The organism is Bartonella sp. AP150HLJHH (assembly GCF_042196385.1).
Taxonomy (GTDB): Bacteria; Pseudomonadota; Alphaproteobacteria; order Rhizobiales; family Rhizobiaceae; genus Bartonella.
In genome coordinates this window covers 14,693-28,199 of record NZ_JBHIQC010000018.1, presented here as the reverse complement: position 1 = coordinate 28,199, position 13,507 = coordinate 14,693, and the positions used below count along the sequence as shown (strand labels likewise).

Below are 13,507 nucleotides of genomic sequence, written 5' to 3'. Positions count from 1 at the left end.
TACGACCGCCGCGATCTAAAACACAGCACAACTCCTGTAATCCTTTTTTAGGTTCAGCCCAGTGATGAATTACGGAACGTGCATAAATCATTGAAAAGGAGTTATCGGGAAACGGTAAATTGCTGACACTGGCTTCAATGATGTTGAATGCATGCTGGTATTCTAACTCGGTACATTTTTTAACACAAAACTGAACCATACGGGGATCGATATCAACCCCGTAAAAGGAATAGTCTGTGAGTTTTTGGGAGCGGTAAAGTTTGAAAAGCATGTGGCCAGTTCCCATGCCAATATCGAGAATTTTTTTCTTCGCAGAAGTAACACCAGATGCTTCTTCCAGAATTCTTTCCATCAAATACGCATTCCACGATGATGTACCTTCAGTAGCATACCTTTCATAGTGCTCAGGGCTGATATTCACCAGTAAATCATTCATCACATATTCCTCTAAATGAAGCTAGTTATGGCATTGCCATAAACTCGTTAAAAACTAACTGGGTATAGAAACGGTTATGTCCTCACATAAGAGGTCATCTAAAATAATTGATTGCAAATATGCATCCAGCAAAACAACGGTTATCACAGATTGACAAAGATAATAGCAGTTACAAATAAACGTCATCCCTTTAAACGCAAATATATTCCCAACGTACCGAAAAACACATCGCGTCCTGTCATGTTCAACTAAAAAATAATCATTTATATCAAAAATGCACGCCGAGATGGTGCATAATGCCTTATACAAGCTCTCCATGCAGCTAAATATTGTGGTGCATAGCCGATTATCCAGCACCTGCCCTGCTGGAAAGTCCGCGCATCTTTATTAACCAACATAATACTTTTACTCCGTCCATGGCTTACAGAACTGTGTGACATCTTTACATCTGGCAAAATCCGTTTAAATATATCGATAAAAAGTACATTCGCCATTTCACGGTGCAATATCATTCTTGATGTACGTCTCGTCGATACAGGCAAATAACGATGAAGCCTATCAATAGCTAAAAAATAGGTATAAAAAGAATGGCTGACAATGCACAGATAATTGTTTGCACGACGATTAACATACACTCTGCTCATATCATGAGCTTTATCTACATGGTACATTTTATTTTCCCTGTATTTGTCGTGGCAATTTTTCTGATATTTACTTTAAATGCATACTAATACCATTTATCAGTCAATAGTTTAGTAACGACTTTAACCTGCTCACTATTTGCCGACATATCAAGGTTGAGATAAAGATCGCCGTTCTGTGCTTTTGAAAAGTAATGCCTTAAACATCCGGCATACTTAATAATGTCATTTGAGATCAGTTGAACTGGGATAAACTTACCATTGTGTTTAAATTCATTAACGGCTCTGGCTATCCAGTAATAGCATTCGGATTCATCTTTAACAAACAGGTCGCCGGAATCAAACCATTCATCACGCGGCTTTAATTGCAAGGAACTATCAACATAACCATCACACGCGAAAGGCGTTTTATAAAACATACGGCGCACTGAATCAGAAGCATCCGTCCGATCAATGGGGCGCAAATCAATTTTTATATCACTCACCAGAACCTTACCCGGTGCCACAACGCCATATTTACTGGTTCTTTCAATATCGCGTAGCGAGCAGATCTTATTATGAAACAAGCGCGGTCCGGATTCGGTCTGACCGAAGTTATTCCATAACGTCGTGCATGATGAGAGGATGCCCGATGCTTGTACGGTGAGCAAACGATCGGATGCATTCAAGATATTTTGCACATGGATTCGGCTTTTGGTAAAAATGTCGCTTACTTCCAGCATCCAGTCACCGATTAAAGGCAAGTTGGTAATGCTATAGTGCGAAACGAGTTCAACAATATTACTTATTTGAAATTTTTCAAATACCAGTTTGCTATCCGATAAGAAGGCACATAGCATAGTAGAGAGACCATACATATACTGCACTGGGAAATAACACAATGAGCAATCTTCATTACTTAGTCCAAGAGATTGGCTCACCGCGATGGCATTCTCAATCAGAATATTTTCATGATATTGAATCAACTTCGGCTTACTGGTTGTTCCGGAGGTACAAAAATAGAAATGCGCGCACAGATATGCTGTAAAATCAGCCAGATTTTCGTTCACAGTTGAAAAACAGTGATCAAACGCGATATTAATCCGGTGACTGATGATACTAATATTCCTAACTTCATGGCTCATTACAACAGCCGCAATGCAATTGGCATCAACCAGTATATCAACAATGTCTAAATCATGAATACTGACGATCCAAGCTTTCAATTTTAGCATAGACGCAACAAAATAGCTGATTAGACCTTTGAAATTATTTCTAATCACAAAAACAAACAGCTTATTTTGCTCCTCTTGCGGGCGATCACGAAAATATCTAACTTACGGTATCTGCACACCCTTTTGTCATCATGCTGACATCCTCTGCCGAATAATGACTGTGATGATAAATCGCTTGCCAGTTTCTTTCTAATAAGGAATATATTGTTAGCATGAGGTGTCCCTTACAGATATTGTGGGTTCCCTAAAACCAAGCTGCTTGCGCTACCACCCATACCAAATGAGTTTTTCAATGCATATTTAAGCGGTCGGTACTGATGCTCCCTCACAAGCGCAATGCTAGCAGGCAATTGAGGATCGATTTCATCACAATTCAAAATTTTAGGCAAAACATTGTTCCGAAAAGAAACCAGTACATACAAAATTTCCATCGCACCGGCAGCAGCAATCAGATGCCCGTGCCAAGATTTTGTTGCCACAATCTCTGGGTTGTGCGCGCCAAAAACCGTTCTGATTGCGCTGGCTTCGTGCTGATCATTTTGTACTGTCGATGTCCCATGTGTATTCACAAAATCAATAGCGGTACGGTCAATACCCGCATGTTCGATGGCTCGTTCCATCGACAGTTGCATTTCGAGATCATCTTTATGCGGCGCTACAATATGCTGTGCGCAAAGTGTGCCGCCGTAACCCAATAAATAGGCCAACGGCTCACGCTGCCGCGCCAGTACGTTAGATAATTTTTCAATAACGAACAGACCTGCGCCCTCCGCTAAAACAAATCCGCTGCGATGCCGGTCAAAAGGCCGCGAACGCCGTGGTCCACTGTAGTTTTGATCAGTCGATATCACTCCCATTTCTTCTAATCGCGCAAGGTATAAAATCCATTATTGCACCACCATCTTTACGCTTAATAAAAATGCAAGACAGTTTCTATAAACCTATTTACAACAGCAATATTATCATGACAGCTATCACTCGAAGTTTATGATTATATTGTGAATAGTCACTCTGCTTTTGAATGGGGTATGAGACACTAATGCGTTAAGATTAATAAAAAGAGTAGCATTATTAATGATAGCAATTATTACTCTGTTGAGATTATTAGCACTCGTTACTTATCTATTGGAATTTTTTCAACGAGTTATTACTATAAGCTTAGAAACCATGAAAGTCGTTAGAAACTTTACCAAAATTAGAAACTTAGAGAAACTGAATAGATTTATGAAGTTAACTTACCTCATAAGGGTTTCTTGAGTACTCATTTAAAACTAAAATCTATAAGTTAATCATTTTGTGTTGATTATATACAATCTTAAAAGGAATAATATATCATTGCGACGTCCTGAAAAGAGAGGATTTAAAATTTTGAAAACTCTTATTTAAATTGCTTTAAGACTTTTAAGAAATTCTCTATTAAACAAGATTAGATTTTTCTGGATTACCTTTAAGAGATTATATCACAATTTAAAATGAGAACTCTATACTATTCAAAAGTTTTTAAGATTAGTTTGACATATTCATTTTATTGAAATGAAATAATAGAGATTGAGCTTTCTTTTAAACACATTTTATTTGTTGTATTTATATTAGGTTGTAATGTCTATATGGGTTATTTTTTGAAAAATTGACAATACCTAACATATGTAAAAATAAGCTTTTTCTCTAAAATACCAACGTGCAAAATTCAAAGTCTCATTAAAATCATAAGAAGTATTTATTCAGTGAGTTGAAAAAATTGATACAATCTATGTCATAGGTTTATCATTTATATTTTAAAAATTATAATCGACTGAAATGTAGTTTTGTTATTTTTGAGTAAGATTTTTTATAGGGTGCAGAATGAAGTGATAAAATCGATATAAGTTACAAAATTTAATTAAAAGAGATTTAAATAATGTGTATATGTATTGAATTTTCTCATGGATTAAGCTTTTTTTATTTAAGATATGGATGATATTAAAAAATATGGATGCAACCAATAGCGTTGATGATTTTTTTAACAAAATAAGTATATAGATATCTTAAAATAGCTGGATGAGGTGATTTTAAATGGTAGAATTAAAGGCACATACGGCTCTTTTAAGCTATCGGATAATTGGTTTTTGCTTATGTCCTGTTATTCCTTTTTATTTGTTCTTTCGTGCTATTCGTGGAAAAGAAGAGTGGTGTCGCAAAAAAGAGCGTTTAGGTAAAAGTTCTCATGTACGTCCCCAAGGTTCATTAGTTTGGTTGCATGCAGCAAGTGTTGGAGAAACACTTGCACTTTTTCCACTTGTAAATTATATTTTATCATTGAAAATCAATGTATTAATGACAACAGGGACTGTGACCTCTTCTACTCTTGTGAAAAAACATTTTGGTGATAGGTTGATTCATCAATATGCTCCTTTGGATTTAGATTTTGCAGTGCGCCGTTTTATTAGTCATTGGAAGCCTGATCTCGTCTTGATTTGTGAATCAGAAATTTGGCCCCTTCGTATTAAAGAACTTGCAAAAATGCGTATTCCGCAGATTTTGGTTAATGCCCATATGTCTGAACGTTCTTTTAAAGCTTGGCAAAAACGACGCGTTCTTGCCAAACATATTTTTAAGGATATTGATTTGGCGATTGGTCAAAACGAAAGAGATGTAGCTTATTACCATACACTTGGCGTAAAATCTGTTACGTTTTCTGGTAATCTCAAGGCTGATGTTTTTCTGGTTGAAAATCAAGAATTGCTTGCACGTTATCGTAATGCTATCGGCAATCGCCCAGTTTGGGCAGCTGTTTCAACGCATGAAGGGGAAGAGGAGATTGCTTTTGAGGTCCATAAAATTGTTAAAAATTATTTGCCAGATTTATTAACAATTATTGTACCTCGTCATCCTGAACGTTCAGAAGATCTTATCAGAAAATGCGATAATAAGGGGTTAAGTTTTATTCGTAGGAGTAGAGACGTTGTTCCAAACATGAATACCGATATTTTATGGGGAGATACCATTGGAGAAATGGGACTTTTTCTTCGCTTATCGAAAGTTTCTTTCGTTGGTAAATCGTTATGTGGAAATGGTGGACACAATCCATTGGAATTGGCTTTGCTTGGTTCCGCTATTTTGACAGGGCCTCATGTTTCAAATTTTCAAGAGATGTTCAAACAATTTCTAACGCATGATGCAGCATATATGGTTCAAGATACAAAACAGCTTGCTATTCAGGTGTATAAGCTTTTAACAAATGAAACATTGCGGCAAGAAATGGTTGATAAGGCTCATGAAGTGGCGACAGATATGGCAGGTGCATTTGAGCGCACATTAAAGATTTTAGATCCATTTTTACAACCCCTTGTAATACAAACAGGGTTACGTCAGCGTCAGGGTAGATATGCATATTAGCGCCCCTCGTTTTTGGTGGAAAAATAAAAACTTTTTGCGTTTTGTGTTAGCTCCATTTTCATGGGGGTATGGTTATTTTTCAAGTCGTTTTATGACAAGACAGCCTCCCGTGATTGATCTGCCAGTTTTGTGTATTGGAAATTTTACATGTGGTGGTGCGGGTAAAACGCCGGTTGTTATTGCTTTTACAAAAGTGGCTAAAGAACTTGGTTTCGTACCTGGTATTATATCTCGTGGTTATGGTGGATCAGTTAAAGGGGTACATCTTGTAAATGAAAAATATGATACTCCATATAGTGTTGGAGATGAGGCACTTTTACTTGCACGGCATGCTTTTGTAGCTGTATCACCTAATCGTTATGCAGCGGCACAACGGCTTAAACAAGAGGGATGTAATCTTATTTTAATGGATGACGGATTTCAAAGTCGCCGTCTTTATATGGATTATGCGTTACTCGTTGTTGATGCGATGCGCGGTTTTGGTAATGGAGCTGTCTTTCCAGCAGGACCTTTGCGCGTACCATTAAAAACGCAGTTTTCTTTTATGGATAGTGTTTTATTGATTGGTCATTCCGATGCGCCTGATAATGTCGCTTTTCTTGTTTCGCGTACTGGAAAGCCTTTATATCGTGCTCATCTTAAAGCCAGTGCCTCTGATGAGGTTTCAGGAAAATCATTTTTGGCATTTGCTGGTATTGGCAATCCAGATAAATTTTTTAAATCTATTAAAGAATTGTCCGGTCATGTGGTGCAAACTTACATATATCCAGACCACTATTTTTTCACAGATAAAAATTTAAAAAGCCTTATACAAAAGGCTAAAATGCACAATTTATGGCTAGCAACAACAGCTAAAGATTATATCCGTATACAGACAATTCACACGCAAAAAGGTTTGAAAAATCTTATTGTCTTTGATGTGAATGTCGATTTTGTTCAAAAAGACTTCTGTCGTATGGTCCTTGAAGAGGTCATGACCCGCTTTAGAAAACGTTCCCTTGAATTTTCTTGTCTAAAAGGCAAAGGCTAAATTTGTAGCTTTCGAGGGGTTATTTTTCTTTTGTTTTTAATAATTGCTTGAGATATGGGTTGCACTCAAGTTCACGCTGATAGGATATTTCACAACTAGCATATGCTTCTTGGCGGTGATGATTCCAATATTTTAAATCATCTATAGGGATTTTTTGCCCGCTAACAGCACAAATGGTATAGGTACCATATTCTATAATGTCATATCCGTTATTAGAATAATGAATTTTTGCTTCGCGTTCACCATTGGGAAACATTATAACTCCTTTTTACTTGATACAAGAGATTCAAGAAAAGTGCCATAAAATATATTATAAAGTCGAGAGTTAATTTTAAAATATTTTTCTTGTAAAAATGATGAAGAGCTTATTTTCTGCCAAAAAGACGTTCTATATCTGCCAATTTGAGTTCAATATAAGTAGGGCGCCCATGATTACATGTACTTGTATTAGGTATTGCCTCCATTTGTCGTAATAGTGTGTTCATTTCTTCGGGGCGTAAAAGGCGCCCTGACCGTATTGAACCGTGACAGGCCATCGTTGCTGCAACATAATCAAGCATTGCTTTTAAATTGTTTGTTGTATCATACTCAGCGGCTTCATCTGCAAGATCTTTAATAAGAGCTTGGACGTTGATCTCTCCTAACATGGAAGGGGTTTCACGCACAACAATTGCTCCTGGTCCAAATGATTCTATTCCTAATCCAAATTTTTGCAAAGCATCTTTATGCGTTAAAAGGCATGTTGCATCCTCTTCAGAGAGTTCTACAATTTCAGGAATAAGTAATAACTGTGAAGGAAGCGGTTTGGAATAAAGTGCATTTTTGAGTGCTTCATAAACTAATCGTTCATGAGCTGCATGCTGATCGACAATGATCAAACTATCTTGTGTTTGGGCGATAATATAGTTTTTATGAATTTGTGCTCTGGCCGCTCCTAGTGGATAAGATAACTCTTCTGATGAAGGTATAGTGCTTGGAATGTATGCATCTCCACTTGGTATATTTAAGCCCTCCATAATAGGAGTAGCATCTTCTTTTAAATCAAAAGAGCTAGTAATATCTAGGGGTTTGTGAACCATTGAAGCGCTGGTAAAATGATGAGGCTGTGGGTTATAAGAAGAGAACTGGTGCGTGTTCTTAAAATTGCCTAATGGTTGTTGTGCCAATGGTTGTTGTGTTTGAAATGCAGTAAGCATTGCTTCAGAACGGGTTGAAGTCGGACGAATACCAGATTGCTGCAATGCTTCACGAATAGCTCCAACAATTAAACCACGAATTAATCCTGGATCACGGAATCGTACATCAGCTTTAGCTGGGTGAACATTAACATCTACTTCAGCAGGTGGGAGATCAATAAAAAGAATAGCGACAGGATAACGATCACGGGGCATAACATCAGCATAAGCACCTCGGAGTGCACTCCATAGAAATTTATCACGCACGGGACGCCCATTAACATAAGCAAATTGATGTAGGCTGTTATTTCGGTTAAAAGATGGCAAGCAAGCAAAACCCGTTAAGCGCACTGCTTCGCGTTCAGCATTCAGTGTAATGCTATTAGGGGCGAATTCTTTTCCCATAATTTGCGTAATACGTTGTAATTGTCCTTGAGTATTATTTTCTGTAGCAGACAGTTCTATAGATGTTCTGTCTAGTCCTGAAAGAGAAAAGCGGATATGTGGAAATGCGATAGCAATTCGTTTAATCATATCGCTAATAGCACTTGTTTCAGCCCGATCAGTTTTCATAAATTTTAATCGTGCCGGTGTGACAAAGAAAAGATCACGAACTTCAACAATTGTTCCAAGATTCGCAGCAGCTGGTTTGGGTCCTACAATTTTTCCTGCAGTAACGGAAATTTCAGCAGCGCTCTCAGCATCTTTTGTTCGTGAAATGAGTTTAAGTTTAGCAACAGAACCAATAGAAGGGAGGGCTTCTCCTCTAAATCCAAGGAAGCAGATATTGTGTACGTCATCGGTAATCTTTGAGGTACAATGGCGAGAAACTGCTAAAGTTAATTGATCTGCAGGAATTCCATAACCATTATCACTCACCTTTATAAAATTTTTTCCACCATTTGCTGTAATAATTTCAATGCGTGTTGCACCAGCATCAATAGCGTTTTCAACAAGTTCTTTGACAACATTTGCTGGTCGTTCAATAACTTCACCGGCGGCGATTTGATTAATAATATTTTCGCTAAGATGGCGTATAATCATAATAAATTCTAACAGGAATCTTAAGGGTTCTATAGAAAATTATGATAACATCATTTGCGAGACATTCAAGAATAAGAGAACATGAGAGGTATTATTTTTACAATACCTCCTATTTTATTTTATGTTAACAAGTCGGTTGGAAAAAACATAAAAATAGTTTTTATCACTTTAAAATAGCTTGCACCAGTTTATCATCTAGGTCAAAAAAGAAACAATGTAAAAAGGGAAGGCAATATATATGGCGCGTATAAGCGGTATTTTAGCAGATAGTGATATACAAGCTTTGATTGAGAATAACTTTCTCAAGGCTCAGTATCCATTTGATAGATCTCAAATACAACCAGCAAGCCTTGATCTTCGTTTAGGGGAGAAAGCTTATCGTATACGTGCTTCTTTTATGCCGGGACCTGATACAAAAGTTTTGGATAAGCTTGAACGGTTAAAGTTGCATGAGTTTGATTTACGAGGTGGAGCCGTTTTGGAAACGGGGTGTGTTTATATTGTTCCTCTTTTGGAAAGTTTAGCTTTACCAGAATTTTTATCTGCTGTTGCTAATCCCAAAAGTTCTACAGGCCGATTAGATATTTTTACACGTGTCATTACGGATAATGCTCAAGAGTTTGATAAAGTTTGTGCTGGTTATCATGGTCCACTTTATTTGGAAATTAGTCCACGCACATTTCCAATTTTGGTGCATACAGGCTCACATTTATCACAGCTTCGGTTTAGAAAAGGGCAAAGTTATTTAAATGAAATAGAGTTGCACACTTTGCAAAGGCAAGAAACACTGATATCGGATGATTTTCCTAATATTAGTGTTGGTGGTATTGGTCTTTCCATTAATTTAAAGGGAGACGAAAACGGGCTTATAGGTTATCGTGGTAAACATCATACAAGTGTTATTGATATTGATAAACGTGCCGTTGCCCACGTTTTAGATTTTTGGGAACCTCTTTTTGATCGTGGTCAAAGGGAGTTGGTTCTTGATCCTGATGAATTTTACATTTTAGTTTCACGAGAGTCTGTTCATGTGCCTCCGCTTTATGCCGCAGAAATGACACCTTTTGATCCTTTAGTGGGCGAGTTTAGGGTGCATTATGCAGGCTTTTTTGATCCAGGATTTGGGCATAAGGAGGCGGGTGGAAAAGGAGCAAGAGCGGTTTTAGAAGTGCGGAGCCATGAAGTTCCTTTTATCTTAGAGCATGGTCAAATTATTGGCCGTTTGGTCTATGAGCATATGCTTAATCGACCATCAACCCTTTATGGACATGATGTTGGATCACATTATCAAGCACAGGGTTTAAAGTTGTCCAAGCATTTTAAATGAGTTGGGAACCACGAATTTTGATAACATGTATGCAGAAAACGTATTTTAGATAAAAGAAAATTTTGTGCTTCGCAAAACCGGCGTCATGCATTCTATTTTTAATTTCCAAGGTTATCTCATCTCTTGCATTTGAGAGGGTATGAGAGGCATTTTTACTTCTTTTTTCAAGAGGTTCTATCTATACGAACTCCATTTATGATGTGCAAAAGAATAGTTTTGATTATTTCATCATGACAAAATTTACAATAAAAGAATTTTACTATATTCAATATGTTGTTCATATTTATGATAATAAATCAATAGGTTAATAAAATTCAATATAACAGTAGCTACTCACTTTTCAAAGTAAATATGCGAGATTGGATGCTGCAATTGGCTCAATTTTTCTAGAGTGTAATAACCAGTATATTTTATTCCGCATAAAAATTATCCTTAAGCGTTAATAGATAAGTTTTCACTCCAGTTTAGTAACAATTATTTTCAATAAACATTGTTCTAATTTTAGTAACTCATTTATAGCCTCAAGATATAATATTGCTAGAAAATTATTCAATTAAATATGAAGGTTTCTATTGGTATGAACATTAAAAGTTTTTATGCTTTATATGAATTAGGCACTATATATTTTTATAAACTTTCATGAATAAGTAACAGATCTCAGTTTTGAATATTGATATAAGAAGATTTCTGCATGTATGCGACAGCTTTATTTCCAGTATTAATAAAGGATTTTTTCATCTTTTGGGGGAGATTATGATTTATACTTAATGACACTCTATATTCTTAATAACTGATAATGTAAGGATCTTTGGAGGGAGAAGCGACTTTAAATTATAACTAATTAAGCTACGGAGCAATCGCTTTCGAAAAGGGATTGCTTTAAAGAGAGAATAACATTTTAATTGCACATGAAGAATATATGAGTAGATACGTTATTAATGATACTTCATACTGTGAGATTTTAAATTTGGATAAGAGCAATAAAGACGTTGTTTTTATCAATTAGTTTTTTTAGAAAGTTGCAGTCTCTGTTGCTTCTATCTATTCAATAGAGTGCTTTGGGAGAATAGCGAATAGGTAGGTACATGGATTCGCTTTTATGCGTTTTAGGATGTTTTCTCTTTTCATTTAGAAACAATGGTGCCATCAATGATTATTTCTTCAACACTTGATTATCGTAAGGCAGCAAAGCGTCGTCTTCCTCCCTTTCTTTTTCACTATATTGATGGTGGGGCTTATGCTGAAGAAACGATGCGACGTAATTGTACAGATCTTCAAGCACTTGCATTGCGTCAAAGGATTCTAAGGCAAGTTGATGAAGTTGATCTTTCAATCAAGCTTTTTGATCAGACACTTGATTTACCGATTGTACTTGCGCCTGTTGGGCTAACGGGCATGTATGCACGTCGTGGAGAGGTAAAAGCAGCGCGTGCCGCAGCGGCAAAAGGGATTCCTTTTACTCTATCCTCTGTTTCAGTTTGTCCTATTGCGGAAGTGCAAGAAGCGGTTGGAGGTGCATTTTGGTTTCAACTTTATGTTCTCAAAGATCGCGGTTTCATGCGTGATGCACTAGAACGGGCTTGGTTGGCTGGTGTACGCACGTTGGTTTTTACAGTTGATATGCCAATTCCTGGTGCACGTTATCGTGATGCGCATTCGGGAATGTCTGGTCCTTATGCTGGTTTACGTCGTTTTTTACAAGCTTTGACTCATCCATATTGGGCTTGGAACGTTGGTGTTATGGGGCGCCCTCATGATCTTGGAAATGTCTCTGCTTATCTCAAAAAGAAAATTGCATTGGATGATTACGTTGGTTGGCTTGGTGCAAATTTTGATCCATCAATTGGTTGGCATGATCTACAATGGATTCGCGATTTTTGGAAAGGAAAAATGATTTTGAAAGGTATTCTTGATCCAGAAGATGCTCGAGAAGCAGTAAAATTTGGTGCGGATGGTATTGTTGTTTCTAATCACGGCGGACGTCAGCTTGATGGTGTATTATCAACAACACGAGCATTGCCTGCAATTGCGGATGCTGTAAAGGATTATTTGACTATTTTAGTGGACTCAGGTGTTCGTTCTGGTCTTGATGTTATACGCATGATAGCACAAGGCGCGGATGCTGTTATGATTGGCCGTGCTTTTGTTTATGCGCTTGCAGCAGCAGGTAAGAAAGGTGTTATGCATCTCCTTGATCTTTTTGCCAATGAAATGCGGGTAGCTATGACACTGACTGGTACTCAGATAATCAAAGATATTACACGCAAGAGTTTAGTAAATATAGATGTTTTTAAGCAATGAAAGCAATATGTTATACTTCTTTCAGAAAAAGAAAGTCTTTTTATAGAGGAGCATAATTATATATTTTAAAAATATGTTGACAGTTAAAGTTAAATAGAAAAGATCAATAAGCTCCTCTATAAAATCACAGAAAATACTCAGTAACTACAATAATATTAAATATTATTGATAATAATTAACACGAAAAAAAACAATAATAACATTGCATACATATTTTATTTACTTTATTAAAATCTCATTCTACGGATAAAAAGGAACAAGTGCTGATATTAAAGGTAAAACAACTGTTGATATAGAAAAAATAGCTATAAATAATGCTGTGAGCATTTTTCCCTCCTGTATATAAAAAACATTAAAATATAATATATTAATTACTTCTTTTCCACATTGGCATAAAACGTAAATTTATAAAATCCATTTAGTTTTATTTTAATATAGAATAATATTAATTATTATACATAAATAAAATTATTAAAAATGTCAATATGTATTTATTTTAATCTATAATTATAATAAAAAATGTATCTAATAAATAATATTTCTATAATCTATATATTATTTATATTAAGTTCATTGGATAATATATTATATGGATATGATATTGTTTTTATGGAGTACGTTTTTAAGCAATGAAAAAATATCCGTACTATCTTTAAAAAAGCTCGTTTACTGAGAGCAAAACTGCGTGAATTAATATGCTTTTCTTTCTTATTTTCTTGTATTTTCAATGATTTATGATGTTTTTGAACTGGCAAGCATATTAGGAAGCAGTTGAATATTTTTTGTATAGTATGTCATTTCTAACACTATTTATGCGTTCTCGATTGATTTTATAACTTGTTAAAATATCCAGTTCATTTTTATTGCAGATGGGGATGGTGGGGGGCCTAATGATACAAATTGGCATAGAATGTTTTGTTCCATAAGCGATTTAACAATTGCATCTCCAAGCTTCTCCTTTGAT

General features: G+C 36.1%; 10 protein-coding genes. 4 read left to right on the top strand and 6 right to left on the bottom strand.

Translation table 11 applies throughout. From position 1 onward, the window contains the following. The 4 genes from ACFING_RS07365 to ACFING_RS07350 form a co-directional block, all read right to left on the bottom strand. Positions 1-436: class I SAM-dependent methyltransferase (locus ACFING_RS07365; RefSeq protein WP_375630309.1), on the bottom strand; the 436-nt coding region annotated here is incomplete at its 3' end. 263 nt (positions 437-699) lie between these two features. After that, entirely contained in the window at positions 700-1,107 is a 408-nt protein-coding gene (locus ACFING_RS07360) for a hypothetical protein (RefSeq protein ID WP_375630308.1), read from the bottom strand. Positions 1,108-1,163: 56 nt separating this feature from the next. After that, positions 1,164-2,339 (bottom strand): AMP-binding protein, encoded by a 1,176-nt coding sequence (locus ACFING_RS07355; RefSeq protein ID WP_375630307.1) that lies wholly within the window; start codon positions 2,337-2,339, stop codon positions 1,164-1,166. Positions 2,340-2,515: 176 nt separating this feature from the next. Then, a complete protein-coding gene (locus ACFING_RS07350) occupies positions 2,516-3,142 on the bottom strand; it encodes a hypothetical protein (protein ID WP_375630306.1) in 627 nt (208 codons plus the stop codon). 1,201 nt (positions 3,143-4,343) lie between these two features. On the opposite strand from ACFING_RS07350, the gene waaA reads away from it, so the two are divergent. Together waaA and lpxK are read left to right on the top strand one after the other, a co-directional pair. Next, on the top strand, positions 4,344-5,666 hold the full coding sequence (gene waaA, locus ACFING_RS07345; protein ID WP_375630305.1) for a lipid IV(A) 3-deoxy-D-manno-octulosonic acid transferase: 1,323 nt from the start codon (positions 4,344-4,346) through the stop codon (positions 5,664-5,666). After that, positions 5,656-6,696, top strand: a complete 1,041-nt coding sequence (gene lpxK / locus ACFING_RS07340) for a tetraacyldisaccharide 4'-kinase (RefSeq protein ID WP_375630304.1) — start codon at positions 5,656-5,658, stop codon at positions 6,694-6,696. The genes waaA and lpxK overlap by 11 nt, the downstream gene beginning before the upstream one ends. A gap of 19 nt (positions 6,697-6,715) precedes the next feature. Here the strand turns inward: lpxK and ACFING_RS07335 are convergent, their stop codons facing one another. Together ACFING_RS07335 and mutL are read right to left on the bottom strand one after the other, a co-directional pair. Then, the gene (locus ACFING_RS07335) at positions 6,716-6,952 is read right to left on the bottom strand and encodes a DUF2093 domain-containing protein (protein WP_375608064.1); all 237 of its coding nucleotides are present in this window, start codon (positions 6,950-6,952) and stop codon (positions 6,716-6,718) included. 109 nt (positions 6,953-7,061) lie between these two features. Continuing rightward, positions 7,062-8,915 carry a DNA mismatch repair endonuclease MutL gene (gene mutL / locus ACFING_RS07330; RefSeq protein WP_375630303.1) on the bottom strand — a complete coding sequence of 618 codons (1,854 nt, stop codon included), beginning with the start codon at positions 8,913-8,915 and terminating at the stop codon, positions 7,062-7,064. Between the two features lie 238 nt (positions 8,916-9,153). On the opposite strand from mutL, the gene ACFING_RS07325 reads away from it, so the two are divergent. Next, on the top strand, positions 9,154-10,242 hold the full coding sequence (locus tag ACFING_RS07325) for a 2'-deoxycytidine 5'-triphosphate deaminase (RefSeq protein WP_375621066.1): 1,089 nt from the start codon (positions 9,154-9,156) through the stop codon (positions 10,240-10,242). Positions 10,243-11,391: 1,149 nt separating this feature from the next. After that, positions 11,392-12,543: an FMN-dependent L-lactate dehydrogenase LldD gene (lldD, locus tag ACFING_RS07320; RefSeq protein WP_375630302.1), complete on the top strand. Its 1,152-nt coding sequence runs from the start codon at positions 11,392-11,394 to the stop codon at positions 12,541-12,543. Positions 12,544-13,507: the final 964 nt, after the last annotated feature.